The sequence below is a fragment of the Natrarchaeobaculum sulfurireducens genome (genome assembly GCF_003430825.1).
GTDB classification, from domain to species: Archaea; Halobacteriota; Halobacteria; order Halobacteriales; family Natrialbaceae; genus Natrarchaeobaculum; species Natrarchaeobaculum sulfurireducens.
Map to the genome: position 1 here is coordinate 2,645,429 of NZ_CP024047.1, position 26,632 is coordinate 2,672,060.

Here is a 26,632-nt window from a genome sequence, read left to right on the forward strand (position 1 = left end):
AGATCGTGAAAAACACAGCGACTGGCTCGAGCGAGTCGGTCGAACTCCCTGACCGGGAGCCCTACGTTCGGTCGGCTGGTACGCCATCGGTGACTCGAACGCACATCGACGTCGACCGACGAATGCGGAGCTACATTACGCGACAGTCGAAAGCAGGTGTATGGGCTTTCACACATTCGACCCCGACCGCGCTGCGGACTTAGAGGACGTCACTCGCTACCGGTGGTGTTCTCAGGAGGAACTGCTAACCTGGCTCGAGCCCCACGATGGACAGGTCGTCGCCGACCTCGGCAGCGGGACGGGCTTTTATGCCGACGACGTGGCTCGCTACGTTGGGTCCGTCTACGCGGTCGACCTCCAGGCGGAGATGCACGAGTTCTACCGCGAGAAAGGCGTCCCGGAGAACGTCGAACTGGTCCAGGCACCCGTCGACGACCTCCCGCTGGCCGACGACAGCCTCGACGGTGCGTTCTCGGTCGACACCTACCACGAGTACGAAAGCGAGGAGAGCCTGGCCGAACTGGCCCGAGTCATCCGCCCTGGCGGCCGCGTCGTCACCATCGACTGGTCGGCAACGGGCGACCGCATCGCGGGACCGCCGCTCGAGGAACGCTACGCACTCGGCGACGCCGTCTCACACTTCACCGACGCTGGCTTCACCGTCACCCACGCCGTCGACCGCCACGAGACCTACGTCTGCGTCGCGCGGCGCTAACCGACGACGACCGCTGCCCGACGGTGGACCGACCGCTGACACCCGTCGTCTGCCGGCCCAGACCTTTGTCACTCGACCCCATAGTTGGTGCTATGGATCGCGGACGGACCGTCAGACTCGGTCTTTCGCCGACCCGACGGCGGCTTCTCATCGGAGCCAGTCTGGTGGCGACCGCGGGTTGTCTCGAGGCCGACACGGGCGACGAACCGGCGGCCGGGAGCGACGACGAACCCGACGGCCCACCGTTCGAACTCACCACCGTCGACGCCCCTGGCAGCGAGGCTGGAACGACGACCGTCCCCGCGAGCGACCGCTCGCTGCTCGTCAACTTCACCCGAACCGGCTGTCCGACCAGCGAGAGCCTGCTCGAGAACGTCGACGACGCGGCCGATCGGCTGGGTGCTGCCCGCGACCTCGAGCCGAACGACAGTCTCGCCGTCCTCTCGGTGACCGACACCACCTTCGGAAGCGACGAGTCGGCCGACGAACTCGCCGACTGGTGGACGAGTCACGACGGTAACTGGCCGCTCGGCATCGACGAGGACGGCGCACTCACCGATCACTACGACGTGGGCGGGTTCCCCGTGCTCGTCGTGATCGACGCCGACGGCGCGGTCCGCTGGCACGAGACGGATGCGACGGCAACCGACAGCATCGTCGACGGCGTCGCCGACGCCCTCGAGGACTGACGACCAGGCACGCATGAGCCGTCACCCGACGACGCGCTCACTCGTCTGGCTCGGCTAGCAGCGGATACGACTGCACACCGCCGTGAGAGTTGCGGGCGACGAGCGTCGCGACGGCAGCCGTCCCGTCGATCACCGACCGGCGGCGCTCTTCGTACGAGAGAATCGTCAGGTCGAGACAGGCCCGAAGCAGGTCGTTCGACCGGTAGCGGTGGCGATCGCTCGAGGGGCCGACCTCGATCTGGTCGCTCGAGCGCAGGTGGTGTTCGTAAACGAGCACACCGCCGGGAGCCAAGGCCTCTTTCAACGCGGGGAGGTGTTCAAGCGCGGCGAAAAAGGCCACCGTAATCACGTCGTAGCGATCGGTCTCGAGGTCGGTCTCCGCGAGGTCGGCACGTCTCCAGTTTACGTCGAGGGCGCGCTGGTCGGCACGCTGTCGGGCCTGCTCGAGCGCGACGTCAGAGACGTCGATGGCGTCGACGGCGTAGCCGTTGGCGGCGAGAAAGAGGGCGTTTCGCCCGGTTCCGGTCGCGACGTCGAGCGCGCGGCCTTCCGGCAGCGTCTCGATGCGCCGCTCGAGTTCGGGGATCGGGTCGTCGGGGAGGTCGAACGACGGATCCTGATAGCGATCGTTCCAGCGGTCGCGATCGGACGGCATGGTTCGATTCACGAACTGACCGCTCTTGTACGTACCCACTCGGCGACCACGTTCGGGAACCGAACCAGTGAACGTTTTGACCCGACAGCCCCTACGGCTGTGCATGCTCGAGCGCCCGAGCGACGACGCGACGCGTGACTACCCCGACACTCGGGACGGCCACCGCGAGCACGGCGCTCACGAGAGACGAGTGCGGCGTCGACAGCCACGGCCGGCGCGGACGGAGGTACGGGTCAGATGAAGCGCCGCGAGGCCGTCGCCGGCTTAGCGAGCGTCGGACTCCTCGGTGGCGGCGTCGCGCTCTGGCGTCGCACGTCAATCACGCCAGCGGCACCCGACGAAACCGAAGAGACTGAGGAGGACTCGTCGGGCGAACCCGAGTTCGAACTCGAGACGATCGACGCCGGCGAGAGCGAGGCCGGGACGATTCCGGTCCCCACCGACGGCGTCCTGCTGCTCAACTTCACCTCGCCGTCCTGTGGCACCTGTCAGCGGCTGATGCCTCCCCTCGAGGACGCCGTCGCAGAGCTAACTCAGTCGTACGCGGACGTCCTCACCGTCGTCTCGGTGACGGCTCCCTTCCCGGAAGACGACCTCCGGGAGTGGTGGGCCGAGCACAACGCCGACTGGTCGCTCGGATTCGACCCCAGAGGCCGGCTCAGCACCTGGTATCGGATCACCGGCTACCCCGTCCTCGCCGCGGTCGATTCCGACGGCGAACTACGCTGGGACGACGACGGCGTCGTCGACACCAACGTCATCGTCAGAAATCTCGAGCCGATCCTCGAGGAGGCCGCCACAGCCGACGGGGAAGACGAACGAGACGTCGGAAGCGCCGAACACAGTGGGAACAGCTCCACCGAGGAGCGTGCCGACGACGGAGAGACCGACGCCGAGACGGCTCAGTGAGGAGCGATCGAGAAACTGCGACCGTCGATCACGAGGCCCGGAACGGTGGGCCGAATCAGGCCTCCGCCTGCCAGGTCCGAACCCGGTCGGCGCTGACGCCGTCGACGTCTTCGGCGATGGCGTCGGGGTCGGCCTCGGTAAGGTCCTCGAGGCTCTCGATTCCCGCGTCGGCGAGCTTTTCGACCGTTTTCGCGCCGATGCCGTCGATCGACTCGAGGTCGGAGCCGCTTTCGGAGTCTCGAGCCTGGAACTCCCGGTAGTTACAGATCGGACAGCCCAGTTCCCAGGGCTCGTCGCCGCTGTGGACGACGAGTTCGGGCAGGTCGTGTTCGTCACAGCGCATCTCGGTGACCTCGATCTCGCCCCGACGGGGCAGCGGCAGCGAGTATTCACAGTCGGGGTAGCGCGTACAGCCGACGAGCCGGGAGCCGCTCTGGAGCGTCTTGATCGCGAGTTCGCCGCCCTCCTCCGAATTACAGTCCGGACACGCCCCGAGGATCGGTCCCTCGCCGGCGTCTTCGGCCTTACAGAGCGGACAGCCGTGGACGAACGTCTGCCGACCCGCGAGCATCTTGACCTCGTTCAGCCCGTGGTCTGCACACTCGCGTTCCATGATCAGCGGCTTGCCCGTCGAGGGCAGCGGGAGCGTAAACTCACAGTCGGGATAGCCGTCACAGCCGACGAAGTACGAGCCGTGACGGCTCCGTCGGACCAACAGGTCCTCGCCACAGTCCGGACACGGCCCCAGGCGCTTGTCGTCTTTGAGCGACTTCCGAAGGTGGTCGCCGATCTCCTCGCGGGAGTCACCGAGGTTCTCGAAGATCGCCTCGAGCATCTCCCGAGATTCGTCAGTGACGTTCTCGAGGGTTGCCTCGCCGCCCGCGATGGCGTCCATATCCGCCTCGAGCTGGGCGGTCATCTCTTCTGAGACGACCCGGTCGGCGTAGTTCTCGGCAGCCTCGACGACGGCCATCGCGAGTTTCGTCGGCCGCGGCGGGTCGCTCTCGACGTAGCCGCGGTCGTACAGTTTCTCGAGGATGTCGTGGCGGGTCGCTTTCGTCCCGATGCCCATCTTCTCCATCGTCTCGATGAGCCGCGACTGGCCGTAGCGTCGCGGCGGCTGGGTCTCTTTCTCCTCGAGTTCGACGTCGGAGAGCCCGAGTTCTTCGCCTTCTTCGACGGCCGGGACGTAGTTCTCCGCGGTGCTGAAGTACGGATAGACGTCGTGGTAGCCGGGTTCGACGAGCCGCTTGCCGTTGGCTTTGAGTCGGCAGTCATCGACTTCGGCGACGACCTTGAGGTGCTCCCAGACGGCCGCGTCGGCGACCGTCGCGTAGAACCGACGGACGACGAGTTCGTAGATCTCCCACTCGTCGTCGCTCACGTCGCCGCCGCGAGCGGGGATCTCGCCGGTCGGGTGGATCGGCGGGTGGTCGGTCGTCTCCTCGTCGCCCTCCGTGGGGACGATCTCGTCGGCCTCGAGCAGGCTTTCGGCGGACTCGCCGAGCGTCGGGTGGCCGACGAACTCGTCGAGCAACTCGTCGGGCTCTAAGTCGTCGGGGTAGACGGTGTTGTCCGTCCGCGGGTAGGTGATATAGCCGGCGGTGTAGAGGTCCTCGGCGATCGACATCGCTCGCTGGGCGGAGTAGCCGAGTGCGCTGGCCGCGCGGATGAACTGGGTGGTGTTGAACGGCGTCGGCGGCGTATCGGTCCGGGTGCGGCCGGTGACGTCGACGACGGTCGCCGCGTCGTGACTCGAGAGCGTCTCGTAGACCTCCTCGGCGACGGCCTCCTCCCAGACGCGTTCGGCCTCGTTGTCCTCGTCGTCGCGGTAGAAGTACTGGGCCTCGAAGGATTCGTCGGCTTTCGCTAGCTCTGCGAACAGCTCCCAGTACTGTTCGGGATCGAACGCCTCGATCTCACGCTCGCGATCGACGATCAGCTTCAGCGTCGGCGACTGGACGCGCCCGACGGAGATGAAGTCGTTGCCGAGCTGGCCGGCCGACAGCGAGAGGAATCGGGTGAGTGCCGCCCCCCAGACGAGGTCGATGATCTGTCGAGCCTCGCCGGCAGCCGCCAGATCGAAGTCGAGATCGTCGGGTTCGTCGAAGGCGTTCTGAACCTCGTTTTCGGTGATCGAGGAGAACCGAACGCGCCGAATCGGGACCTCTTCGTCCACCTCGCGGACGATATCGTAGGCTTCCTTCCCGATGAGTTCACCCTCACGGTCGTAGTCGGTCGCGATCGTCACGCGATTTGCCTTCCGCGAGAGGATGCGCAGCGTCGCGACGATGTTCTCTTTCGTCGCCGTCTTCTCGACGGCGGCGTCGATCAGTTCGACGGGTTCGACGTCCCGCCAGTCAGCGTATTCAGCGGGGAAGTCGACACCGACGACGTGACCCGACAGTCCCACACAACGTTTGCCACCCCAGGCGTAGACGTTGACGCCGTTCTCTCGGCTCGAGTCGTAGGTGCCACCGCTCAGGATGTCGGCGATCCGCCTGGCGGCGTTGTCCTTCTCGGTGATGATCAACTCCACCGCGAATCACCCCCTGGCACGGTTGGCCCCGGTCCCAGCAACGAGCGAGTGTCGCACATTGTCCGGCGCTACGCCTGAGTATCTGATAACGCTTTCGCCAAAACCGACCGACAGCGCGGGTGTGCGTGCGATCGGGCACGGCGCGTGCTCGCGGGCGTTTGCCGGACGATCAGGATCGACGCATCCAGGGTCAGCGTCGAACCCCGCCGACCGGCTACCGTTCGCACGGAAGCGTGACGTCCGTCGGTGCCGCAGCCGGGAACGCGAACGTGATGGCGGTTCCATCACCGTCGTCGGTATCGATCGAGAGCGAGCCGTCGACGCTCGAGACGATCCAGTCGACGAGCCAGAGCCCGAGCCCGCTCGAATGTTCGAGTTGTGAGCGTTGTCGGTCGCCGGTGAGGAGCTCTCGTTCGGTTGGGGGAACGCCGGGCCCGTTGTCCGCGACCTCGAGGATGACGACGTCATCGTCGGGAGCTGCATCCGCCGTGACCTCGATCCGGGGGGTCGACGCGTCGTTGTGTTCGATCGCGTTTTCGAGGACGTTTTCGAGAGCGAGTCCGATGGCTTCAGACCCCCAGATCCAGAGTCCATCGTCGAGATCGCAGTCATACTCGAGTTCGTCGTGCGTTTCGGTCACCTCGTCGAGTGCGTCTTCGACGAGCAGGTCGACCGGGAGTGGAATCACCTCCGTCTCATCCGAGAGCAACTGGTTTGCGGTTCTGATCCGCTCGCTGATCGAGACCAGCTCGTCTGCAACTGACCTGATAGTTTCAGCGAGTGGTGTCGGCTCGTCAGATCGTTCTTCGAGCAACGCAGCGTAGCCGGCGATGACGTTCATCCGATTTCGCACGTCGTGGCGAACGATTCGGTTCAGAATCTCGAGGTGTTCGTTCTGGGCCTCGAGACGTCGTTCGTACGTCTTGCGGTCGGTGATGTCTTGGACGACGCCGATCGCGCTTACCGGCTCACCGTCGGCGAACGACAGTTCGGCTTTTTGTCTGACCCATTTCGTCTCGTTGTCGGTGGTCACGATCCGGTGTTCGACATCGTAGGGCGCGCCGCGTTTGGCTCGCTCCCACTCCCGGTCGACTCGCTGTCGGTCCTCAGGGTGGACGAGCGAAAGAAACCGCTGATGGTCGATCGGCTCGTCGTCTCTCTCGAGGCCGTAAATCGCGTAAACCTCGTCGGACCAGGAGATTTCGTCCGACTGGAGGTCTTTCGACCAACTGCCGAGATTGGCCACCGACTGTGCCTGTGAGAGGTGTGCCTCCCGCTGGTTGAGCTCCGATTGAGCCTCCATCCAATCGGTGACGTCCCAGATCGCTCCACGGAGTCTGACGGTTTCGCCGTTTCGTTGGTAGGCTTCCCCGCGGAGTCGAAGTTGTCTAACCGGGCCGTCGGTCGTCTCGAGGCGTGCCATCTCCTCGAAGCCGACGCCCGTCTGAATCGCGGCCGAGACGGCCTCGTCGAGGCGGGAACGATCCGACGGGTGGTATTTCATTAGCACATCGTCGATCGTCGGCGTCGCGTCCGCCTCGAGGCCGAGAATGTGCCGAGTGCCATCGGTCAACCGCAACGAATCGCTTCGAACGTCTAGTTCCCAGCCACCAGCGTTTGCGATCTCTTCTGTCTGTTCGAGCAAGTCGAGGCTGCGCTCGAGGTCGCGTTCGCGAGCTTTCAGTTCCGAGAGGTCACGAAGTGATGCAATGACTCGCGGCCCCGTCCCGTCGTCGATGCGACGGAAGCTGACCCGCACGGGGATTTCGGTTCCGTCCGCCCGCTCGTTTCGTCCCTCGACTGTCTTCGACTCGCCGGGTTCGAGTTCGACGACCATCGACTCGAGCGCCTCGGCGTCGAACGTCGTCTCGAGGTCGTCAACCGAGAGGTCGTATAGCGTCGCTTCATCGTATCCGAGCAGCGTCGATACCTCGCGGTTCACCTCGAGAAACGAACCCGACTGATCGTGGACGACGGCGGCGTCAGGCAGGTGTTCGAAGATCGACCAGTACGTGGTCGCCGAACGTGCTGCCCGATACCGCTCGGCAACCGTTCTGATGCGGCGTGCGACGACTCGAGCGCGGTCGTCAGCGAGCGACGGGTCGATAACGTCTGCAGCGCCGTTTTCGAGTACCGACCCCGGCTCGTCGGCGGTCCCCCAGCAGACGATCGGTGGCGGTCGCAGTTCGTCGGCCGACCGGTCGAGTGCCGTCTGAGTCCGGTCGAACGAGTCGACGCGACAGAGCAAGCAGTCGATCACGTCGGCTCTGAGGCGCTCGAGCGCGCTGTCGACGTCCGCTTCGGTCTCGACGGTCAACGGCTCGGGTGTACTCTCGAGCGTCGACGAGACGGTGGCGACCCACTCGGGAGCGTCTCCGATGACGAGAACCGTCGCTGACGCTGTGGAGTCCGTTGGTGACCACGCTCCGTTATCCACCGGCTCGTCGAACATTCGTTCCGTGTAAGCGTACCTCGTTGACAACTAATTCAACCTTTCGGCCCAAGAACAGCCAACAGACGGGTGTTCTCGTCCAGCAATGGTGGGCGAGTGTCGTTCTGTTGGGTGCGCATGCCTCGTGACCTCCTCGCCGGAAACGGAGAGGAAGCGAAGCTCCCGCAGGCAGTCGGCCGATGCCCGACGACGGCGAGGCTTCCCACGGCACTGCACCGCTGAAATCGATCCCTCGAGGCTCGTCAGTCGATTCGCTGTCGCAGTGGTTCGGAAAGAGAGAAGTGACGGTAGGAGGGGGGGATGGCTGCGACAGCGGTGGGGATGGGATGGCAGCGGACTGGTGGCCGGGGTGAGCCGTCGGGTCCGCTGCGTCCGGACATGGCACTGCCCCAATAGTAATCGCACAGCCAACGTATGTAGGTGCGTCGCAAGCCGACTGCTGGCCTGGGACGAATCAGCCGCCTCCGACGATAGGCACGTTCAAGGGACTGCTCGAGTCACGAATCAGTTATGCTCAGATCGTTCGACGGACGAGAACCACAGATCGCCGACTCGGCTTACGTCGACGAGGCCGCGGTCGTCATCGGCGACGTGATCGTCGAGGCCGACGCCAGTGTCTGGCCGAACGTGACCCTCCGCGGTGACCACGGCACGATCACCGTCGGCGAGGGTGCGAACGTCCAGGACAACGCCGTCTGTCACGAGTCGGCCGTCCTCGAGCCGTATTCGACGGTCGGCCACAGCGCCATCGTCCACGACGCCACCGTCGGTGAACGCGCGCTGGTCGGGATGAATGCGGTCGTCCTCGACGGTGCTCGTGTCGGTGATGGCGCCGTCGTCGCCGCCGGCAGCGTCGTCACCGAAGGGACCGACGTCCCGCCGAAGACCCTCGTCGCTGGCGCTCCCGCCGAACCCAAGACCGAAGTCGACGATCCTCGACTCGAGACGACGGCCGACCGGTACGTCGAACTCTCGAGGCGCTACGCCGAGACGTCGCGTCGGCTCGAGTGAGCCGATTACCACTGGCGAGCCACCGCCGCCAGTGGCGTCACAACGCCCGTTCCAGCGAGGGAAACCCTGATACGACAACCGATCCAAGGGGGTGCCATGAGCGACTCGCCGTGGACCGACCGGATCGTCGGCGACCGAATGACCGTCGACCAGGAGTTCGCTTCGCGAATCGCGAACTCCGAGTTTTCGAACCAGCAGTGGAGCCTCATCATGACCGCGACGGAGTTCGAGATCGACCACCCCGACGACCCCGATCGAGCGCGGATCGTCGCCAACACGGAGAAGGTCGACCAGATCATCCCCGAACTCGAGAACGTCCAGGCCGGGATGGGCGCGATGGGCGGCCCCGGAGGCGCTCAAGGCTCGAACGGTAGCTCCTCTGGCGGCCTCGTCGACTCGATCAAGGGCGCACTCGGCTTCGGCGACGGTGGGGATGCTCACGACGACCAACTCGAGGCCGCCGAACGGCTCACCCAGGAGTACGCCGAGGAGTTACAGGCCCACCTCGAGGCCCAAGGCAAGTGGGACACGGTGCGGGAGGCTGCTGCCACTCGGGACTAACGGACTGACTTGACACCGGTCCGGCTCCGAATTCGACGCGGATTCAGCCGCGGCGAGCGTCGGTTCCGTTGGCTCACCGGCCTGCCAAATCGTCAGTCACGGGCACGAACGAGCGTGAGCAAGACACCACCACGGTGTGGCGGCGTAGCCGTTAGCCGAGCCGGTGCAAGCCACAGCATCTTTAGGTACGCCTCCCCAGGGTTGGGATATGTCTGACGACGTAGCAACTGTAACCCTCACGATCGACGCCGACGACGACACGACTGACGAAGTCGAGGTTCCTGCGGGCCTGCTCGACCTCGTCGCGGAAGGCGATCAGTCGTCTGCTGAGACGGTCGGTGACGTGGTCTTGCTCTCCTTTGCCAGCCGCGCCCACCATATCGTCCACCACGGCCACGACGCCGACGAAGAGCTCGAGGCCCAGGAACAGCACATCATGGACCTCTTCGAAGAGCGATTCGGCGTCACCTTCGGCGAAGCGACCGGCCACCAGCACTGAGCTGTCCGCCGACCGACACCGAGTTGCCCGCTCACTTCTCACTGCCGCCGAGCTCGAAAAGCCACGGCTGTACCGGCCGGAAAGACAGCGCAAGCGGACACGAAAACCACCGGAGTAGGGTCACCCTGCGACCGCAAACACGGTTCCGGTAGTTACACCAGACTCGCTGCCGGACTCGAGTGAGTCTCCGCCGGTTCCGGCGACGGCCGACTCGGCATCCTCGTCGTCAGGGTCGTCGGTCGGCTCGTCGAAGCCGGCTTCGTCGTCAGCGCCGTCATCCTCGTCCTCGGGTGGCTCATCGTCGATGTCCGGATCGTCGGCGTCCGTCGCGTCGTCGTCTGGCGGTGGAACCTCCTCGTCCGGTTCGGTGTCGTCCGGCTCATCGGGATCGTCCTCGTCTTCGACGTCGTCCCCGGGAACTTCATCCGCTGGGACTTCGTCCGTACCGGGGACCTCGAGGCCCTCGATGGTCAGCGAGGCCTCGTCATCGTCGGTCGAAACGGTGTGGGTCGACTCACCCGCCGACAGCGTCGACGAGAACGTCACCGTCGTGAAGCCGCCGGAATCGAGTTCGACCGTCTCTTCGTCGAGCACCTCGTCGTCGACGCTGTAGGTCACCGTTTGCTCGTCCGGGCCGTCGCCGGCGTTCGTGATCGTCGCGGCGACGGTCACGCCTTCGCCTGCCACGCCGCTCGAGGGGCCCGAAAGGTCGACGATCACGAACTCGCCCGCTTCGTCTACGGGCTCGATCGTGACGGTGCCCTCGGCCGTCTCGTCCTCGCTCGAGACCGAGATGGGGTACTCGCCGGGCTCGAGGTCGTCGGTCTCGCCAGTCAGGGTGACGGACTCGGTGTCGCCGGGCTCGAGTGACACCTCGATCACGTCGCGTTCGTCGTCGTCGACCGCGAGCGTGACGTTCTGTGTCGCCGCCTCCTCGCCGACGTTCTCGAGTTCGGCGTCGACCTCAAGTGGGTCACCCTGCGTCACTGGATCGGTGACGTCGACGATCGAGACGGCGAACTCGCCCTCGTCGGGCTCGGGTGGGTCGATCTCACCGGCCGGCGGCGTCTCGGCGGTCAGCACCTCGTCGTACTCGTAGAAGCTCATATCGACCGCCCAGACGAGTCGTTCGTCGTCCGTTTCTGGCGTCCACTCGGCGGTGAACTCGCCTGTGCCAGCCTCGAGTTCCTCAATCGGGTCGTCTGCGGTGGTGCCCTCGACGAACTCGCTGCCGACGAACAGCGCGGCGTCGTTGGGGTTCTCGTACCCGAAGGTGACGTCGATGGCGTCTTCGCCGGGTTCAGTCTCGAGGACGGTGATCTCGGGCAGTTCGGGTCGGACCTCGGCGATACAGTCGCTCGCGTCGGGGTTCGGGTGATCGATCTCACCGGGGATCGCTTCAGGCGAGGCGATGCCAGTGATCGCCGCGCCGAAGTCACCCGGTGGGACCTCGACGGTCGCGCCCTCGTCGGTCTCCGTTATCGTGAAGTCCTCGCCGATCTCGAACGAGATCGTCCCCTCGAGCGGCGCGTCGACGTCCGCACCGACCGTGAGGCCGTACTCGCCCAGGGTGTTGCCGAAGCCGCCGGATTCGTAGAACCCGGTGGCGACGATCACCGAGTCGCCGTCCTCGAACTCGCCGGTGATCTCCGCCTGCTGGCAGGTGACGAACTCGACGTCGTAGGCGGGTGGCGTCGGATCGATCGTGTACTCGAGCGTCTCGCTCGCGAGCACCGGTTCGTCGCCGTCGATTTCGTCGGCCTCGCCGGGGTCGTCCAGGCCGTCGAGCGAGACGACGCTCACCTCGAGCGGGCCGTCGTCCTCGAGCGCCGGGTCGAGCCCGATCGACTCGTTCTCGACGGTCTCGTCGGCCGTGAACGGAATACTCAGTCCCAGTTGTTCGCCAGCCTCGTCGGTGACAGCGAGCGCGTACGGAACCGTCGCACTCGCCTCGTCGACGACGACCGACTCGCCGTCACCCGCCTGGTCCGAGACCTCGAGCGTCGCCTCGGGTTCGGGTGGCTCCGGCGGTTCTTCCTCGAGCGTGTACTCGATCGACTCGCTCTCGAGGACCTCGTCGTCGGCCGCGTCGACAACGGCCACCTCGAGCGTTGCGTCGCCCTCGAGCGCCGGATCGAGCGGGACGGGAACGCTCGAGATCGTTTCGTTTCCGGTGTACGGGCCGTTTTCGCCGATTCGCTCGCCGTCGGCGTCGGTGACGGTCAGGAGGGAGTCGACCGACGCGCTCGCCTCGTCGACGAAGAGCAGTTCGCCGTCACCGTCCTGGTCGGCCACGGAGAGGCTGGCCTCCGGTTCGGAGGGGTCTGGTGGCACCTCCTCGAACGTGTACGCGATCGTCTCGCTCGCCAGTTCGTCGTCGGTCTCGGCGTCGCGAACCGAGACGTCGACCGTCGCGTCGTCCTCGAGTGCTGGCTCGAGTGTGAGATCGAACGCCTCGACGGACTCGTCGGCGTCGAACACCTCGCTGTCGACGCGTTCGCCGTCGTACTCGGCGCTGATCAGGGAGTCGACGCTCGCGTTGGCCTCGTCGATCAGGAGCGTCTCGCCATCGCCCTCCTGGTCGGCCACGGAGAGGGTGGCCTCGGGCTCCGGCTCGGGGTCGTCGACCGTGACGAACGCGCCGTCGACGACCGGTGCGCCGCCCTCGGTGACGTACGGCTCGTCCTCCGTTCCGTCGGTCTCAGCGTACTGGAACGTCTCGTCGCCGGTCGTGTCGTGGTGGGCCGCGGCGACGATCGGGCCGCTCTCCTCGAGCGGTTCGTCGAGTTCGATCTCGAGGTCCTCATGCTCGCCCGGCTCGAGGTAGCCCGATGCACCCAGGAGGGCGTCGGGATCGACGTCCGCGGCGACGCCGCCGTAGATCGCCACGAAGCCACCTTCAGAGAGGTCGACCTGATCGACGACGACCGTCTCGCCGTCGCTCTCCTGATCCGAGATAGAGATCGAGGCCGTCCCCTCGAGTTCGTCGATCTCCTCGAGGTTCTGGACGACCTCTACTTCGACGTACTGGACGATCTCGAGTTCGTCGGTGATCCCTTCGGCGACGGCGTAGGCGGTCGCGTCCGCGGCCGTCTCGCCGGCCAGGATCTGGAGTTGCGTGACGCTGATCCGCTGGTCCTGGACGACCCTGGCGGTCTCCTCGCAGGCGCTTTTGGCCGCGAACTGGAGCTGTTCGACCGTCGCTTCCTGGTGCTGGAGCAACGCGCCGCCCGCGCCGCCTCTCGCGAGCTGCTGGACCTGCGTGACGTCGACGAGCTGCGTCTGTGTCACCGTTCCTTCGCTCGCGCCCCACGCGGCGGCCTGGATCTGTTCGACCTCGACGATCTGTTCCTGAACGGCCGTCTCGAGCGCCCCTTTGGCGGCTCCCGTCGCCGCGTACTGGACCTGCGTGATCGAAACTGCCTGATGCTGGACGAGCGCGCCGTGTGCTGCGCCGTCAGCCGCGGCCTGGATCTGCTCGACGGTCGCCTCCTGACTCTGACTGATCGCCCCGTGTGCCGCGCCGTGGGCCGCTTCCTGGAGCTGACCGATCGAGGCGCGCTGGACCTGCTCGACGTCGACCGACTGCACCTGTTTCAGTGCTCCTGCACTCGCCCCCCAGGCTGCCGACTGGGTTTGCTCGACTGTCACGTCCTGGCGCTGCTCGAGTGCGCCCTTTGCGGCCCCTTTCGCGGCCTTCTGAACCTGTTTGAAGTCGACCATCTGACCCTGTTCGACCTCGATCCGCTGGTCCTGCGTCAGGGCGGCTTCGGTCGATCCCTCGACCGCGCCCGCGGCGGCCCCCGCTGCAGCGTGCTGGACGTGCTCGAGGGTGATCTGCTGGCGCTGTTCGGCCGTGATCGTCTGGTACTGCTCGAGGACGCCGTAAGCAGCACCCTGGGCAGCCTCCTGGATCGTCGGCTTGTGGTCGACTCCCTGTTCGCCAGCCTCGGTCGCAGCGCCTGCGGCCCCGCCAGCCGCGGCGACCTGGAGCTGTTCGACGGTCACGCGCTGTTCCTGGGCGATGGCACCGTGGGTCGCCCCCCAGGCGGCGTGTTGCAACTGTGTTGCGTTCGCCGTCTGGTACTGCGAGAGCGCCCCGTCGGTCGCACCGCCGACGGCGTACTGGATCTGTTCGCCATCGACGCGCTGTTCTTGCAACAGGGCGCCGGAGACGCTCCCCGTCGTCGCAGCCTGGACCTGCTCGGCCGACGCCTCCTGGTGCTGGGCAGCAGACGCGCTGGCCCCCTCGAGCGCCGCGGTCTCCTGTTCCTGGCTCACCTCGACGCCCTGGGCCTGAACCAGTTCGATCGCGGCCTCGACGCCCGCTTCGACGGCGTCGGCGTCGTCTTCAGTCTCCTGGGCGAGCGTCGTGTAGGTGACGCCGCCGTCGGTCGCTGCGTCCGAATCGTTCCCGGGGGACGACTGTTCGCCGTCTTCGAGCGGTGACTGCTCGGACGGAGCCGCCATCGAAACCAACTCGAGGTCGGATCCATCGATGTCGATCACCTCGCCGTCGATTCCCTCGCCATCGTCGGTCGCTGACCCGGAACCGTCGTTCTCGATCGCTTCCTCGAACCCGGTCTCCCGGTCGTCGCCCGGTTCGGATTCGTCTCCGGTGAGTCCATCGAACCCGCCACCGAGAAGCGGCAACGCGATACCGCTTGCGACGAGCGCAAGCGCGACGGTCACGACCACGAGCGTTCCGGGCTTCATCGGACACCTCCGTCCAGCCCGATCCGGCCGTCGCTTCGGCTCTGGCCGCTAGGCCGCATTCGACCGGACCCGATGGCTCGCTCGTCAGCCCGTGTCCGTGGTGGCCGCCCACTCGAGGCGACGCCGTCGCCCGACGCAGTCGCGATTCGACCAGTGCTCAACCAGCAGCGATTCCGCCCCCGCCCATACCGCACACTCCGCTGTCGCATCGTTTCGCGACAGGCGGCGGAATCGAAGCATAAGGGCGCCGGTCGTTTCAGCTAGCCCACCGATACAAGCAGTGATTACCCGGAACGATCCGGGCGATGTGTCGTTCGAGGGGCCTCGGTCGATGGATTCCGAGCGATCACCTGGAAGCCCCCACGAGAGCCAATCTCCGCTCGAGTGAGAAAGAAATCACCGGTTGTAGCGGGGTTACACCGCCGATCGATGAGCGCCGTCCTCGGAGTCACGCTCGATGGACTGTCTGCGACCGGGTGCTCGAGCAACCGCCACCAGATCGACGGTCGACACGCCGAGGACAAAAGCTCTCAGCCCGACGGAAGGTCCCACAGATCGAAGAGAGTGACCTCACTTCGAATGCAGCCGATCCGATCTCGGAAACCGAAGTTTTCATCCCGGTTTACGAGAGAGGCGACGGTATGGAAACCGAACGATCCTCGGCCGAACTCGTCGACGACGCCGTCGTCGGCCAGTTCGCTCGAGCCGCGTTACTCGCGGCCCTGCTCGGGGCCGTCGCACCGGTGGCGATCCCACTGCCGCTGTCCCCGGCCCCGATTACACTTCAGGTACTCTTCGTCTTCCTCGCCGGCCTGTTGCTCGGGCCGGTCTGGGGGGGTATCTCCATCCTGCTCTACCTCACAGCCGGTGCCATCGGCCTCCCGGTGTTCTCCGGGATGGTCGGCGGCCTCGGGGTGCTCGTTGGCGAGACTGGTGGCTACCTCTGGTCGTATCCCATCGCCGCGGCACTGGTCGGACTACTCGTCCACGGCGGGACCGACCTGCGCGATCCGGCTGACGTCTCAACCCCGTTTCTCGTCGGCGTCCTGGTGGCCGCGACGATACTCATCTACGGGATGGGGACCGCGTACATGGCCTGGCTGCTCGAACTCGAGGTCTGGGAGGCCATCACCGTCGGCGCCCTGCCGTTCATCCCCGGCGAACTGCTCAAAATGGCCGCCGCGATCGCGATCGTAAAACGCGGCGTCGTCAGCCCGCTCCGCTCGTGAGCGCCACCCTGATCCACCGATGATCGAGTTTCGCTCTGTCTCGCACGCGTTCGACGGCGTCCCCGTCCTCTCGGAGCTCTCGCTTACGATCGACGACGGCGAGTTCGTCCTCCTCGCCGGCGCCAACGGCAGCGGCAAGACGACCCTGCTGCGCCACTGCAACGGCCTGTTGACGCCCGACGATGGAACGGTCCTCGTCGACGGAACGCCCGTCGAGGACGACCTGATCGGCGCACGCTCGAGCGTGGGCATGGTGTTTCAACACCCCCGCGATCAGTTCGTCGCCGCGACGATCGGCGAGGACATCGCGTTCGGCCCCGAGAACCTCGGCCTCGACCGAACCGAGATCGACCGTCGCGTCGAGCACGCACTTGAGGCGGTGAACTTAGCCGGCCGCGAAGCCGACCGGATCGACCAGCTCTCCGGCGGCGAGCAGGCTCGGGTCGCCATCGCCGGCGCTCTCGCGATGGCCCCCTCACACCTCGTGCTCGATGAACCCTTTACTGGACTCGACGAGCCCGCCCGTCGATCGGTCCTCTCGCGACTCGAGTCACTCGCTGCCGAGGGGACCGGTGTCGTTCTTGCGACCCACGACCTCCGGGACGTCCTGGGGCTCGCCGACCGTGTGATCGCGATGGCCGACGGACGGGTCGTCCTCGATGAGCCGTCAACAGGGGCGCTCGAGGGACTCCCTGCCCTCGCAGTTCGCGTACCCGATCGGCAGTCGACACCGACGGAGTAGCCAGACCGATGCTTACCTACGAACCGGACGAGACGCTCGCCCACCGACTCGATCCACGCTCGAAGCTCGCGATCCAGATCGGGTTCGCGGCGACCGCACTCGCTCACACGAGTCCGCGAGCGCTGGCTACACTCACCGTTCTGACCGGTGCCATCCTCGCCGTCGCTCGCGTACACCCGCTACGAACGCTGTATGCCTACCGCTTCGCGCTCGTCTTGCTCGCCATCGCGCCGATCGTCGCTGCGGTCACGTTTGGCCCACCGTGGGTCGCCCTCGAGGACGGCCTGGCCTCCGCACAGGCGAGCTACCGCGTCCTCCTCATCCTGCTCGTCAGCGCGGCGTACATCCGGTCGACGCCGGTCAGAGCCTCACGTGCCGCGATCCAGCGAACGATCCCCGGCAAGCCCGGACAGGTGCTCGGCATCGGCGTTGCGCTCGTCATCCGCTTCTTACCCGTTCTCCAGGCCGACCTCCGAACGATCCGCGAGGCGATCGCAGCCCGACTCGGCACCGAACGTGGCCCGCTCGAGCGTACCACGACGATCGGGCAGCTCGGACTCAGGCGGGCGTTCGATCGTGCGGATCGGCTCTCGCTTGCGCTCCGGGCTCGGTGTTTTGCCTGGAATCCGACGCTCCCGTCGCTGTCCCTTTCCAGACTCGATATCCCGGCACTCACGCTGGCCATCGTGCTGGCGCTCTCGGCACTGGTCTAACCCACTGTCGACGCTGCACGACGTCGCTCGCGATCGCTGCAACACAGCCCACTACCCGAAATAACCGGACACCCGAGACGAATCAGCAGCCCGTGCCCGCCCCGACTCCCGGCTCGACTCTGTCGGTCGGCGTTCGTCGACCGAGGGCACGTCTTCTGGGCCGACGAGCTCTCGCTCGAAGAAGTCACGATTGGCCCGGATCGTTCGCTCGTCCCACTCCCACCACTCGAGTTCGAGGAGCTTCTCTCGGACCGATTCAGGGAACCGCCACTTGACCCGCTCGGCAGGGATGCCCGCGACGACCGCGTACGGCTCGACGTCATCGGTGACGATCGCGCCGGCTCCGATCACCGCACCGTGGCCGATCTCGACCCCCGAGAGGATCGTCGCACGTGCCCCGATCCAGACGTCGCTACCGACCGTGATCGGCCCCTTCGAGGCCGGATGGAGGTCGCTATCGAGCACCCGATCGTAGAGCCGAATCTGCAGCGATGGCTGGGCCATCTCGTGGTTCGTCTCCTGGAAGACGGTTTCCCTGGCGATCGCACAGTATCGCCCGAGGTCGACGTCGCCGACGAGTTCACACTCCGGCTCGAGGTTCGTTCCCCGACCGACGGAGACGTCTCCGTTGAGGATACAGCCACGGCTCAGTCGCGCCCGCGACGCGAGGTCGACCTGCCCGCGAAGTAGACAGCCCGTCGCGATCCGGGCCGTTGGATCGACCTCGAGTCTCGTCTCGTCCCTGAATCGATTGACCAGTCCGTGCGTCGGCCGGGGATAGCCCAGCACCGACAGCGTTCGATCCAGGACAGTGGCAAGCGTCACGCGTATCTCACGAACCGCTCCCTCGACACAAATAGTTCATTGACCACCGGCGGACACTCAGCGACCCGTATCGATCGAAACATCAGCATACTCCGTTCAGGCGTCGCTACCACCTCTCGAGTTCGCCTTCGACGCACCCGTGAACGGCCGACTGTGGCTGTAGGGTCCGATTTCTCGAGGAGGTATCTCGAAACCTCGTTCCGACATTCTCGTCTCGACAGCACTCGATCACCGTCGCTCGCGTCGCCGACGATCGGTCAGAAGGGGGAGCCGGTTGCGAGGGTGGGGGAACCCTCGTGTCGGCAGCTCCCAACCGCGGGATGTCATTGGGTGGGGGATGGAGTGACAAGCGGTTGGGGTGCCTCCAGACGAACTCGCCTGGATGGGCACTTGATAGTTAATGGTGATTGCTATTAATGGTTTTGATCTCGGGGATCGATAGGGCTCAGCGGTGACTCGAGTTTGGTTTCCGACCGGGCGGTCAGTTCGGGCGTACTGCCGATACTCGCTATACTAGCCACTGCACGTCAGTGCGCACCTGCTCGCCAGACGGATCGGCGATCAGTGTACACATCGTTGCAGTTGTTACAGCCCACGAGTAACCGTGCGACAAAAGTAAGCCGGTGGAGGGCCGCGAACCAGAGGTTCAAAGCCACACCTTTATGATAGCCGACATCATCGACCTCTTCATGGCGTCGACACCACGCAAGCGAATCGACTCGCTCCGCGACCGAATCCAGGACGGTGACGAGATCGGCGATCGGGATCGTGACGTCCTCCTCGAGTTCAGCGACCGACTCGATCTCCTCGCTCAGCAATACTCCGACTACCGCCACGAGAAGCTCCTCCGACACTGTACGATCATCGCCGAGTCCCTCGAGGACGGCACGCTCGCCGATGCCCTCGAAGACCGCGGCGCAGCCGAAACGATCGTCAGCTGGATCAACCGCACCTACAGCAACGAAGAGACCAACCGGGACTACCGCTCTGCACTGCGTGTCTTCGCAAAGCGCGTCACCGACGGCGAAGAGCCACCCGAGTCGATCGAGTGGGTCCCAAGCGGAACCTCGAACAACTACGATCCCACGCCCGACCCGCGAAACATGCTCCGATGGGACGACCATATCGAGCCGATGCTCGAGGAGTGTTACAACGCTCGCGACGCCGCGATGATCGCGCTGCAGTTCGACGCCGGCCTCCGCGGTGGGGAGTTCAAAGACCTCACCGTCGACGACGTCCAGGACCACAAACACGGCCTGCAGGTCACCGTCGAGGGCAAACAGGGCCGTCGGACGGTCATGCTGATCCCGTCGGTGCCGTGGGTCAACCGCTGGCTCGACGCCCATCCCGACCGACACGCGCCCAACGCCCCGCTGTGGAGTAAGATCACGAAGGCGGAGCCGATCTCCGACCGCATGGTCTCGAAGGTGTTCGACGAGGTCGCCAAACGCGCTGGCGTCACCAAGCCCGTCACGTTGACGAACTTCCGCAAATCCAGCGCTGCCTTTCTCGCCTCGAGGAACCTCAACCAGGCCCACATCGAAGAGCACCACGGCTGGGTGCGTGGCTCGCGCGTCGCCGCGCGTTACATCTCGGTGTTCGCCGAAGAGAGCGATCGCGAGCTCGCGAAGATCCACGGCGTCGACGTCACCGACGACGAACCCGACCCGATCGCACCGCTCGAGTGCCCGCGATGCGCTCGAGAGACACCCCGAAAGGAACCGCTCTGTGTCTGGTGCGGTCAGGCGATGAACCCGCAGGCGGCGTCCGAACTCGACGAGGCGGACGAGCGTGAGTCCAAATCGCTGGCTGAACTCCCGCCCGAGAAGGCTCGAGAGGTCCTCGAGATGGTCGATGACGCCATCGACGACCCCGAGGTTCGCGCCTCGTTGCTCGACCGATAAACCGCTCTGTGCGATAGCAATCATCGCAACCCCCGGTCTTCGAGCTCTTCGAGCAGGACTTCGGCGTCCTGGGCCATCGGGACGCCTTCTTCGATGAGCATCTCGAGCGTGTCTTCGTATTCGGCAAGGCGTTCCCACGGGTCGCGGTCGTCGTCAGCTGGTGGTGTCGTACTCTGGCTCATCGGTCGGTCACCTCGATCTGGTCGCGGATGTAGCGCTGTTCGTCGTCCGGGCGGTCCTCGAGTCGGATGCAGGTGACTAGCCGTCCCTCTGGAGTTGCGAGTAAGAGCAGCTGCGTCACCTCGTGGTATCGCGTTCGGTCGGCTGGCGGCGTGGCGCTCGGATAGTCGACGGGGATCGACTCGAGCCACGCAATCGACGGGTTCAGCTGCGACCGTGGCGAGCGCTCGGCCCACCGGTCGTAGAAGTGCTCGTCGACGTGGAGTTCCTCGTAGCTGGGCGTGGGCTTGACCTCCGGGCCGCTCGTCGCGGCGCTCATAGGATCACCCCGTAGAACGCGAGCAAAACCCAGAACGTGAGGACGGCGATCACGCCGAGGCCGACCGTCTGTAGTGGCGTCAGCGAGGCGCGGTCGCGAGACGGCACGTCACGAACGTCGCCGTAACACCCGAGTGCAACGGTGATTGTTCGAGCGCGACCGCGGGTGACGCCGATCTCCTGGCCGACGTCGCCGAGCGTTTCGCACTCGGCAACCACAGCACGGACATCATCGGGCGTAACGCCATCGGGGAGTTCGACGTCCGGACCGTCGCCGCCGGAACACGCCTTCGGGCCATGGCCCTGCAGCGCTTCCCGGCTATCGAAGTGCTCTCCACACCCATCACAGGTGACGCCGTCGTCGATCGCGTCGACGGTGATCGACTCGGCTTCGATCTCGGTCTCGGGTTCGTCCTGGACGTCGTCGCCAGCATCGGTTTCTGGCGCGTCGTCCGCGACGTCCGCCTCGAGGTCGACGGTGCGTGCCTCTGACAAAGACTCGGTGGTGTCGTCCTCGGTGGCGGTGTCGCGTTCGGCTGTGCTGTTCGGCGTATGGACGCCGTGGTCTTTCATCCGCTTGAACACTGCCGAGTAGCTAACCTCGAAGTGTTCAGCGGCCTCGGAGATCCGACCATCGGCCTCGTCGTAGGCGTACTGAAGATCCTCGGTCGACGTGTGATCGAGGACTTCGGGGTTGTCTTCTCGGTCGGCTTTTTCGTCCTCTTCGATTTCGTTGACGCCGTCCGAACTGTCTTCGGCGGGGCCGACCTCGCCGATCTCGAGGGTGGCGTCCATCGGGATCGTCAGCGCGACCTGTGCCCGGAGTTCGTCGTCGGTCGCGTTGAGAACGCGTGCGCCGTCGACGTCGATTGGCGTCTCCTGGAGTTCGTCGACAACGGCCGCGAGGTGGCGCAGCGAGTCGGCATTGACCGTCATCAGTTGTCACCCCCCTCGCGCGTGCGAGAACGTGGGACGGCAGCGTCACCGACGGCGATCCCGTCGTCAGTCGCGACGATGGTCTCGCGGCGGAAGATTTCCTCGAGGCCGCCGTCGGTTTGAACGTCTTCGTCGTCGGTATCCGTGTGTAGTGTACGGCCACGATCTCCGTGGACTGGGATCTCGATCTGGCAGTACACCTCGTCCTTCGGTGGTTTCTGGTAGGCTTCGATGTACCGCACAGTCCGACCGGCGTCTCTTAGCGCGTCCAGGCCGTCAGGATCGATGTACTCCTGGGCCTCGAGGACGAAACATTTCTCCATCGACTCGTGGACCAGTCCCATCGCGAACCACTCTAGATCCGGCGAGTGGTCTGCGGCAGCCTCGTTGAATAGCTCAACGAGTGCCTCAGCCTCGGCTTCGGTATCGTCCACACACTGACCACCGTCGGTCACGATCTCTCGTTCACCGGTCTCGGGATCGTAGCCCCTGGCCTCGAGCGCCTCACCGAGTGCTTTCCGAAGCGCAACAGCACCCTCGACGTCGAGTAAAAAGTGTTGCTTGCAGTCGTAGCCAGCGTAGCTGTATGCCGCGGCGATCTCGAAGCCGAACTTTCCACCGGGGACGTTCTGGGCCGAAAACCGGATCTCGTCGCGCTCCCAGTCTTCGACGCGGTAGTCGATCTCGGCAGAACTGATCTGCAGGAAGAATCGATCGGGGACTGGGAGATCGGTAAACCGGTCTACTTCCTCGCCGCCGTCGGTCACGATCTCTCGAGCGGTCTGGAACGCGACGTCGTCGGGGACCGTCTCTGCACGCGTGCCTTCGAGCGTGGCCACGCACTCGCGACAGACGGGAACGTCGGCGTAGCGATCGGGTGCCCAGCGGAGGTCTTCGGTACTCCACTCGAGCGGTGTCTCGACGTCGGTGCCACAGAGGCAGGCGTGTTCGTGCCCGTTGAAGCTTCCGGCGGCGTGCCAGACGTCGCCGTCGGCACCGAGCACCCACAGATCGAGGTCCTGGTCGGCGGGTCGGCCGTGGTACGCCTCGAGGCGCTCCGGGCAGTGATCGACGTTGTGGCCTTGCTGTCCACAGAACCCACAGCCGTTACTCATCATCCTCACCTCCGGCGGGCTCGGCGATGTGCAGTTCGTCCTCACCCGTGTCGACGAGGATCTGCTGGTCACCGACGCGGATCGACGACGCGGCGGCGCGGTCGATCGTCCCGACGCTCTGGTAGCGGACGCTCATGCATCCACCCCACTGTCGCCGAGCGTGGACTGTTCGACGCCCTGTTTCTCTTCGGGTTCGGCAGCTGGGTCGAACGTCGCGATCGGGACGATCTCTTCGTTGATGAACCGCCCGAGCAGCTCGGGTTTCATCTCGGCGGGTTCCCAGATCGCGAGGTAGCCACTGGCGTAGATCACCAGCCGGATGTGCACGTCGTTCCAGAACGTCGTCAGTGCAACGCCGACGTCGGCGTTGACCGCGGTGGCTTTGAGCGCACCGTGGCCCCACTCGATCGAGACGTCATCGAGGTTCGACTCGTTCGTCGACATCTCGACCGTGAACGTCCGGCCTTCATCGCGCTGGGTGCGGACGAACTCCCACGGCTTGAGGCGGACGGGTGAGATCTCCGGCCCGGTGACTTTCGAGAACTCGTTGAACGGCCAGTCGGGTTCGTGCTCGAGGTCGCTCGAGTGGGTGCGCTCGGCGAGCACCCACCCCTCGCCGCTGACGTCGGCGACGAACTTGCTGGCGACGCGGCGGCTGACCGTTCGCGTCTCGGTGTCGATCTCGTGGCCGTCGAGAAGGACTCGCTCGGTCTGTTTGGGGACGTCTCCGGCGACCATCCCCGACTGGATGATCAGCTCGTCGTCCAGGTAGGTCTGGGTCTCCTCGACGTGGACCGCGCGACCGGTCTGGTCGTGGTAGTTCTCGAGGGGTTCGGAAGCGGGCTCAGAGAGGAATCCGAGTTGGCCGGCGATCATAGCACATCGACCTCGTCAGACTCGGGATCGATCACGTCGATTCCCTGTTGTTCGACCTCTACCCGGAACTCGTCGTACAAAAGCGTCGCAAGCCGCGGCGTCACAGCCTCGGGCTTCGGCCCGTCGCCCATGTCGCCTTTCGCAATCGACGGCTCGAACGTTTCGTACCCGTTGACGCTGTTGACGTAGTGGTGTTGGCTGATGCTGGCGTGGTTGTACACATCGACTCGCTCACCGTCTTTTTCGACGGTGATGCGGTCGCGGCAGGTGAGATCCATCACTGCTCACCCCCGCTAAAGCCGACACACTCACCGACGACGTCGGCGATCTTCCGGCCTTCGACGAACTCCTTGAACTCCTCGGAACTCATCGGTTCGGGGAGGTGGATCAACGCGCGGCGCTCGTAGGTGATGCGTTCCATCAGCGTCGCGTCATCGTCGGTGTCGGTGAACTTCGCGTAGGAGAACTCGGCACTCTCTTTCCCACGGAAGAGGTGGAGTCCGCCACTCTCGTCCTCGGCGATGGTGGCGTACTTCGAGGCCGTCATCGCACATCACCCACCGAGATCGCGTGGTTGGTGACGAGCCACTCGCCAGTGGTTCGGCCTTCGACGGCAAATTGCTGCCCGCCAGTCGTGTAGTAGCCTGGCAGTCGGCGTGGTCGTAGCGTCTTCCGTTCGGCCGCGTCAAACGCACGGACGACCGCGAGCTCGCGATCGGTCGGGCGGCTGTCTTTCAGGTCGGCAAGCACTCGGGCGGCGTCCTCGACGGACACCTGGGGGCGCTCGAGGATCGGAATCTCGGCGTCGTCGCTTGCGGTGGTGCAGTCGGCTGCACTCGTCTCAAATGCGATACTCCTATCACTTTGCCGGGCGTTCTCACGCCCGGCTGGGTCTTTCTCAGACATGTTGGATCTGGCCCGCGGACAGCCGGAGCGCGACTGCTTTGGAAGGTTGGGCGCGCTCCGGTGGTGCCCGCGAGTAGTTGGTTCTGATGTAGGTCACGAACACCTACTAAACTAACCCGCGTCGTTTCGAAACAGGTCAGTCGGAGTAATCGCTGGTTAGCAGCTCCAAAGGCTGCCGTACCGCCAGCGTAACAATATCCGCGTGTTGCGTTCGTGACCATGCGTTCAGTCCTCGGTCGGGTGCTAGAGACACCCGGCTCACTGCTGTTGATTGGTTAGCTATGCGTCGGTGTTACGGTGGATTTGGATCGTCTCCCCACCGATGTCGGCCTCGAGTGTTGCTCTGTCACCTTCCGACATTCCTGCAGACTGCAGGATCTCCGGCGGAATCGAGACAACGAAGCTGTTGCCCGATTTCCGGATGCTTCGCTCGGCGCGTGTTTTGTTTTCATTCGGATCGACATCGACCGACATACACATGTCTTATTCTCTGTCTCACTAAAATCTTCCTATGAGTGCAGACTGGCGATAGCTTTTTCTGTGTATACATTCTCGTCTTATTCGAGTAAGACCTATGGCACTCGCTCAGAAATCCCTGGATATGGGGAACAGCGTTGAAATCGACTGGGAACAAGGTACGGTGACTGCAGAACGGAAACTGCGATCCTCTGGCAATAGCACTGTGCTTACGATCCCCGAAGAGGTTTACCAGTCAATCGGACTGTGCGAGGGTCAACAAGTTGAAATCGTCGCTGACAAGAATGAAGACGTAATTCGCATCCGTTCCGCAGAAGAAGGGGCCAGCGGCGAATGAAAATTTGACTTACCGACAATCGCCGACGACGGCTCTGTCTATCTCAAAGTCCACAGGCGCTTCTAACTCCGGATCGATGACCTCGTACACTTTCGAGTTCGTCTCACCGGGCATCTCGAGCAGGTCATAGTCAGCCATTTTCGCGAGATAGTCCCACGCCCGTCGCCAGGTCACGGGATCGCGGTCGCGCCCTTCGAAGATCATCTCCTGGTGTTCGTCGTACGCCGCACGCATTTCGCTTCCGTCGACTGGCCCGATCGCGCGCACGAGTTCGTACAGTCGAAGGTAGGGGACCGGCAAACTCCGAAGATTGTCTTTGCGGATCATCTGCATCGCACGATCGAACGAGTCTTCGATGTCTTTGTCGAGGATGGTGTCGTGGTGGCGCTCGTCGGCGATCTTCGCAGCGGCCAGCACCGACTTGATCGCCCAGCGGGCGACCCCGCCGGTCTCGTCGGCGATCCACTCGAGTTGGGCGACGTCGATCGGCTGCCCGATCAGGCCGTGTTCGACGCGCGGCTCGAGGATGTCAACGAGCTCGTCGACGTGATATTTCTGGAACGGGACCTGCGAGTCACCGTGAAACCGTGGCTGGATGTTGCGGTCGACGCGCGAGAGCCACTCGGTATCGGAGTGGGTGATCGCGATCACCGAGATACCGTCGATCGAGTAGAGATCCCGAAGCACGCCCAAATCAGGGATGACGTCGGCTTCGTCGAGCATCAACACGTAGGGGCCAGAGACGACGTCGTCCAGCGCCTCGAGGAGATCGGCCCGTGGCTGGTTGCGGTGAACGACCGTTCGGTTTCGATGGCGAGTGATGGCTTCATGCAGGATGCCGTTACACGTCTGGTCCGAACACTCGATGAGCGACCACTCGAGGCCCCACTGCTGGCGGAGATTGCGAAGCATGTAGCGAGCCGACGCTGTCTTCCCGACGCCGGAGGGGCCGTGGATCAGAACGTCGTTTGCCGAAAGGCCGTGTTCAGTGCGGCCTAACGACCGAGAGAGTGATTGGAGCTCGTCGTGTCGATGGAGGATCTGGGTTTCGTACTTGTCTTCGAACACCCAGCGATTTTTAATCATTACCGACAGTGTCGATGACTGACCTAAAAGCGGTGACGGGCACCGTTTCGAAACAGGTGCCGATCACACTTCCCGACGTTGGCAACGTTGAACCCAACCCTGCCGTTGAAGAACCGTCAGGTACAGTGTTGCCTTGGCGTCGTCGAGGTCGTCCACAGTGTGCACAAGCACGCCGAACTCATCTTCGATCTCGACGGCGGCCATTTCACTCCCTCGAGCTACGCGATCGCGACGGACGTGAA

The 26,632-nt window shown here is 64.7% G+C and carries 28 protein-coding genes; 11 read left to right on the top strand and 17 right to left on the bottom strand.

Annotated elements, in window-relative coordinates:
* The first annotated feature begins 160 nt into the window (after window positions 1-160).
* Both AArc1_RS14035 and AArc1_RS14040 read left to right on the top strand, forming a co-directional pair.
* The gene (locus AArc1_RS14035; protein ID WP_117364962.1) at window positions 161-715 is read left to right on the top strand and encodes a class I SAM-dependent methyltransferase; all 555 of its coding nucleotides are present in this window, start codon (window positions 161-163) and stop codon (window positions 713-715) included.
* 92 nt (window positions 716-807) lie between these two features.
* Window positions 808-1,404: a TlpA family protein disulfide reductase gene (locus AArc1_RS14040; protein ID WP_117364963.1), complete on the top strand. Its 597-nt coding sequence runs from the start codon at window positions 808-810 to the stop codon at window positions 1,402-1,404.
* A gap of 37 nt (window positions 1,405-1,441) precedes the next feature.
* On the opposite strand, the gene AArc1_RS14045 is transcribed toward AArc1_RS14040, so the two are convergent.
* Window positions 1,442-2,059, bottom strand: a complete 618-nt coding sequence (locus AArc1_RS14045; RefSeq protein ID WP_117364964.1) for a class I SAM-dependent methyltransferase — start codon at window positions 2,057-2,059, stop codon at window positions 1,442-1,444.
* A gap of 237 nt (window positions 2,060-2,296) precedes the next feature.
* Here AArc1_RS14045 and AArc1_RS14050 point away from each other — a divergent pair, with 237 nt between their 5' ends.
* Complete coding sequence (locus tag AArc1_RS14050; protein WP_117364965.1) at window positions 2,297-2,968, top strand: TlpA family protein disulfide reductase; 672 nt, start codon at window positions 2,297-2,299, stop codon at window positions 2,966-2,968.
* A gap of 55 nt (window positions 2,969-3,023) precedes the next feature.
* Here the strand turns inward: AArc1_RS14050 and AArc1_RS14055 are convergent, their stop codons facing one another.
* Together AArc1_RS14055 and AArc1_RS14060 are read right to left on the bottom strand one after the other, a co-directional pair.
* Window positions 3,024-5,507: a DNA topoisomerase I gene (locus AArc1_RS14055; protein ID WP_117364966.1), complete on the bottom strand. Its 2,484-nt coding sequence runs from the start codon at window positions 5,505-5,507 to the stop codon at window positions 3,024-3,026.
* 214 nt (window positions 5,508-5,721) lie between these two features.
* Window positions 5,722-7,944: a sensor histidine kinase gene (locus AArc1_RS14060; protein ID WP_161958297.1), complete on the bottom strand. Its 2,223-nt coding sequence runs from the start codon at window positions 7,942-7,944 to the stop codon at window positions 5,722-5,724.
* 525 nt (window positions 7,945-8,469) lie between these two features.
* Here AArc1_RS14060 and AArc1_RS14065 point away from each other — a divergent pair.
* The 3 genes from AArc1_RS14065 to AArc1_RS14075 all read left to right on the top strand — a co-directional run bounded on the left by AArc1_RS14065 (window position 8,470) and on the right by AArc1_RS14075 (window position 10,030).
* Window positions 8,470-8,970 (top strand): gamma carbonic anhydrase family protein, encoded by a 501-nt coding sequence (locus AArc1_RS14065; RefSeq protein ID WP_117364968.1) that lies wholly within the window; start codon window positions 8,470-8,472, stop codon window positions 8,968-8,970.
* Between the two features lie 96 nt (window positions 8,971-9,066).
* A complete protein-coding gene (locus AArc1_RS14070; RefSeq protein WP_117364969.1) occupies window positions 9,067-9,531 on the top strand; it encodes a DUF5799 family protein in 465 nt (154 codons plus the stop codon).
* A gap of 208 nt (window positions 9,532-9,739) precedes the next feature.
* Entirely contained in the window at window positions 9,740-10,030 is a 291-nt protein-coding gene (locus AArc1_RS14075) for a DUF7545 family protein (protein ID WP_117364970.1), read from the top strand.
* 120 nt (window positions 10,031-10,150) lie between these two features.
* Here the strand turns inward: AArc1_RS14075 and AArc1_RS14080 are convergent, their stop codons facing one another.
* A complete protein-coding gene (locus tag AArc1_RS14080) occupies window positions 10,151-14,746 on the bottom strand; it encodes a DUF7282 domain-containing protein (protein WP_228442331.1) in 4,596 nt (1,531 codons plus the stop codon).
* Window positions 14,747-15,387: 641 nt separating this feature from the next.
* Between AArc1_RS14080 and AArc1_RS14085 the strand changes: the two genes are divergently transcribed.
* From AArc1_RS14085 to AArc1_RS14095, 3 genes are read left to right on the top strand one after another with little or no spacing between them, the layout of a single operon-like run.
* Window positions 15,388-15,975, top strand: coding sequence for a biotin transporter BioY (locus AArc1_RS14085; protein WP_117365907.1), 588 nt, complete (start codon window positions 15,388-15,390; stop codon window positions 15,973-15,975).
* Between the two features lie 19 nt (window positions 15,976-15,994).
* On the top strand, window positions 15,995-16,717 hold the full coding sequence (locus AArc1_RS14090; RefSeq protein WP_117364971.1) for an energy-coupling factor ABC transporter ATP-binding protein: 723 nt from the start codon (window positions 15,995-15,997) through the stop codon (window positions 16,715-16,717).
* 8 nt (window positions 16,718-16,725) lie between these two features.
* Entirely contained in the window at window positions 16,726-17,430 is a 705-nt protein-coding gene (locus AArc1_RS14095; RefSeq protein WP_117364972.1) for an energy-coupling factor transporter transmembrane component T family protein, read from the top strand.
* Window positions 17,431-17,481: 51 nt separating this feature from the next.
* On the opposite strand, the gene AArc1_RS14100 is transcribed toward AArc1_RS14095, so the two are convergent.
* The gene (locus AArc1_RS14100) at window positions 17,482-18,255 is read right to left on the bottom strand and encodes a CatB-related O-acetyltransferase (RefSeq protein WP_117364973.1); all 774 of its coding nucleotides are present in this window, start codon (window positions 18,253-18,255) and stop codon (window positions 17,482-17,484) included.
* A 689-nt stretch (window positions 18,256-18,944) separates the two neighbouring features.
* Between AArc1_RS14100 and AArc1_RS14105 the strand changes: the two genes are divergently transcribed.
* Complete coding sequence (locus AArc1_RS14105; RefSeq protein ID WP_117365908.1) at window positions 18,945-20,159, top strand: site-specific integrase; 1,215 nt, start codon at window positions 18,945-18,947, stop codon at window positions 20,157-20,159.
* A gap of 20 nt (window positions 20,160-20,179) precedes the next feature.
* Here the strand turns inward: AArc1_RS14105 and AArc1_RS19120 are convergent, their stop codons facing one another.
* From AArc1_RS19120 to AArc1_RS14145, 10 genes are all read right to left on the bottom strand, one after another.
* Window positions 20,180-20,341, bottom strand: coding sequence for a hypothetical protein (locus AArc1_RS19120; RefSeq protein ID WP_186336606.1), 162 nt, complete (start codon window positions 20,339-20,341; stop codon window positions 20,180-20,182).
* Window positions 20,338-20,658, bottom strand: coding sequence for a hypothetical protein (locus tag AArc1_RS14110; protein ID WP_117364974.1), 321 nt, complete (start codon window positions 20,656-20,658; stop codon window positions 20,338-20,340). Before AArc1_RS14110 ends, AArc1_RS19120 begins: the two co-directional genes overlap by 4 nt.
* Window positions 20,655-21,593 carry an ICP22 family protein gene (locus AArc1_RS14115; protein WP_186336607.1) on the bottom strand — a complete coding sequence of 313 codons (939 nt, stop codon included), beginning with the start codon at window positions 21,591-21,593 and terminating at the stop codon, window positions 20,655-20,657. The genes AArc1_RS14110 and AArc1_RS14115 overlap by 4 nt, the downstream gene beginning before the upstream one ends.
* Window positions 21,593-22,708 (bottom strand): hypothetical protein, encoded by a 1,116-nt coding sequence (locus AArc1_RS19125; RefSeq protein ID WP_117364975.1) that lies wholly within the window; start codon window positions 22,706-22,708, stop codon window positions 21,593-21,595. The genes AArc1_RS14115 and AArc1_RS19125 overlap by 1 nt, the downstream gene beginning before the upstream one ends.
* Entirely contained in the window at window positions 22,701-22,844 is a 144-nt protein-coding gene (locus AArc1_RS18755) for a hypothetical protein (RefSeq protein WP_154670854.1), read from the bottom strand. Before AArc1_RS18755 ends, AArc1_RS19125 begins: the two co-directional genes overlap by 8 nt.
* Entirely contained in the window at window positions 22,841-23,584 is a 744-nt protein-coding gene (locus tag AArc1_RS14125; protein WP_117364976.1) for a hypothetical protein, read from the bottom strand. Before AArc1_RS14125 ends, AArc1_RS18755 begins: the two co-directional genes overlap by 4 nt.
* Entirely contained in the window at window positions 23,581-23,862 is a 282-nt protein-coding gene (locus AArc1_RS14130) for a hypothetical protein (protein WP_228442332.1), read from the bottom strand. Before AArc1_RS14130 ends, AArc1_RS14125 begins: the two co-directional genes overlap by 4 nt.
* Complete coding sequence (locus AArc1_RS14135) at window positions 23,862-24,131, bottom strand: hypothetical protein (protein ID WP_117364977.1); 270 nt, start codon at window positions 24,129-24,131, stop codon at window positions 23,862-23,864. The genes AArc1_RS14130 and AArc1_RS14135 overlap by 1 nt, the downstream gene beginning before the upstream one ends.
* The gene (locus tag AArc1_RS14140; protein WP_117364978.1) at window positions 24,128-24,490 is read right to left on the bottom strand and encodes a hypothetical protein; all 363 of its coding nucleotides are present in this window, start codon (window positions 24,488-24,490) and stop codon (window positions 24,128-24,130) included. Before AArc1_RS14140 ends, AArc1_RS14135 begins: the two co-directional genes overlap by 4 nt.
* 279 nt (window positions 24,491-24,769) lie before the next feature.
* Window positions 24,770-24,964 carry an AbrB/MazE/SpoVT family DNA-binding domain-containing protein gene (locus AArc1_RS14145; RefSeq protein WP_117364979.1) on the bottom strand — a complete coding sequence of 65 codons (195 nt, stop codon included), beginning with the start codon at window positions 24,962-24,964 and terminating at the stop codon, window positions 24,770-24,772.
* A gap of 100 nt (window positions 24,965-25,064) precedes the next feature.
* On the opposite strand from AArc1_RS14145, the gene AArc1_RS14150 reads away from it, so the two are divergent.
* Window positions 25,065-25,304 carry an AbrB/MazE/SpoVT family DNA-binding domain-containing protein gene (locus AArc1_RS14150; protein WP_117364980.1) on the top strand — a complete coding sequence of 80 codons (240 nt, stop codon included), beginning with the start codon at window positions 25,065-25,067 and terminating at the stop codon, window positions 25,302-25,304.
* 9 nt (window positions 25,305-25,313) lie between these two features.
* On the opposite strand, the gene AArc1_RS14155 is transcribed toward AArc1_RS14150, so the two are convergent.
* Window positions 25,314-26,390, bottom strand: a complete 1,077-nt coding sequence (locus AArc1_RS14155; RefSeq protein WP_117364981.1) for a Cdc6/Cdc18 family protein — start codon at window positions 26,388-26,390, stop codon at window positions 25,314-25,316.
* A gap of 63 nt (window positions 26,391-26,453) precedes the next feature.
* Window positions 26,454-26,594, bottom strand: coding sequence for a hypothetical protein (locus AArc1_RS18760; RefSeq protein ID WP_154670855.1), 141 nt, complete (start codon window positions 26,592-26,594; stop codon window positions 26,454-26,456).
* Window positions 26,595-26,632: the final 38 nt, after the last annotated feature.

Coding starts and splice junctions, on each gene's coding strand:
- AArc1_RS14115 (WP_186336607.1), bottom strand. CDS start 21,593: ATGACGGTCAATGCCGACTCGCTGCGCCACCTCGCGGCCGTTGTCGAC.
- AArc1_RS14090 (WP_117364971.1), top strand. CDS start 15,995: ATGATCGAGTTTCGCTCTGTCTCGCACGCGTTCGACGGCGTCCCCGTC.
- AArc1_RS14145 (WP_117364979.1), bottom strand. CDS start 24,964: ATGTCGGTCGATGTCGATCCGAATGAAAACAAAACACGCGCCGAGCGA.
- AArc1_RS18755 (WP_154670854.1), bottom strand. CDS start 22,844: ATGAGCGTCCGCTACCAGAGCGTCGGGACGATCGACCGCGCCGCCGCG.
- AArc1_RS14040 (WP_117364963.1), top strand. CDS start 808: ATGGATCGCGGACGGACCGTCAGACTCGGTCTTTCGCCGACCCGACGG.
- AArc1_RS14140 (WP_117364978.1), bottom strand. CDS start 24,490: ATGTCTGAGAAAGACCCAGCCGGGCGTGAGAACGCCCGGCAAAGTGAT.
- AArc1_RS18760 (WP_154670855.1), bottom strand. CDS start 26,594: ATGGCCGCCGTCGAGATCGAAGATGAGTTCGGCGTGCTTGTGCACACT.
- AArc1_RS14065 (WP_117364968.1), top strand. CDS start 8,470: ATGCTCAGATCGTTCGACGGACGAGAACCACAGATCGCCGACTCGGCT.
- AArc1_RS14075 (WP_117364970.1), top strand. CDS start 9,740: ATGTCTGACGACGTAGCAACTGTAACCCTCACGATCGACGCCGACGAC.
- AArc1_RS14105 (WP_117365908.1), top strand. CDS start 18,945: ATGGCGTCGACACCACGCAAGCGAATCGACTCGCTCCGCGACCGAATC.
- AArc1_RS14135 (WP_117364977.1), bottom strand. CDS start 24,131: ATGACGGCCTCGAAGTACGCCACCATCGCCGAGGACGAGAGTGGCGGA.
- AArc1_RS19125 (WP_117364975.1), bottom strand. CDS start 22,708: ATGAGTAACGGCTGTGGGTTCTGTGGACAGCAAGGCCACAACGTCGAT.
- AArc1_RS14125 (WP_117364976.1), bottom strand. CDS start 23,584: ATGATCGCCGGCCAACTCGGATTCCTCTCTGAGCCCGCTTCCGAACCC.
- AArc1_RS14150 (WP_117364980.1), top strand. CDS start 25,065: ATGGCACTCGCTCAGAAATCCCTGGATATGGGGAACAGCGTTGAAATC.
- AArc1_RS14050 (WP_117364965.1), top strand. CDS start 2,297: ATGAAGCGCCGCGAGGCCGTCGCCGGCTTAGCGAGCGTCGGACTCCTC.
- AArc1_RS19120 (WP_186336606.1), bottom strand. CDS start 20,341: ATGAGCCAGAGTACGACACCACCAGCTGACGACGACCGCGACCCGTGG.
- AArc1_RS14035 (WP_117364962.1), top strand. CDS start 161: ATGGGCTTTCACACATTCGACCCCGACCGCGCTGCGGACTTAGAGGAC.
- AArc1_RS14110 (WP_117364974.1), bottom strand. CDS start 20,658: ATGAGCGCCGCGACGAGCGGCCCGGAGGTCAAGCCCACGCCCAGCTAC.
- AArc1_RS14155 (WP_117364981.1), bottom strand. CDS start 26,390: ATGATTAAAAATCGCTGGGTGTTCGAAGACAAGTACGAAACCCAGATC.
- AArc1_RS14130 (WP_228442332.1), bottom strand. CDS start 23,862: ATGGATCTCACCTGCCGCGACCGCATCACCGTCGAAAAAGACGGTGAG.
- AArc1_RS14045 (WP_117364964.1), bottom strand. CDS start 2,059: ATGCCGTCCGATCGCGACCGCTGGAACGATCGCTATCAGGATCCGTCG.
- AArc1_RS14070 (WP_117364969.1), top strand. CDS start 9,067: ATGAGCGACTCGCCGTGGACCGACCGGATCGTCGGCGACCGAATGACC.
- AArc1_RS14080 (WP_228442331.1), bottom strand. CDS start 14,746: ATGAAGCCCGGAACGCTCGTGGTCGTGACCGTCGCGCTTGCGCTCGTC.
- AArc1_RS14095 (WP_117364972.1), top strand. CDS start 16,726: ATGCTTACCTACGAACCGGACGAGACGCTCGCCCACCGACTCGATCCA.
- AArc1_RS14085 (WP_117365907.1), top strand. CDS start 15,388: ATGGAAACCGAACGATCCTCGGCCGAACTCGTCGACGACGCCGTCGTC.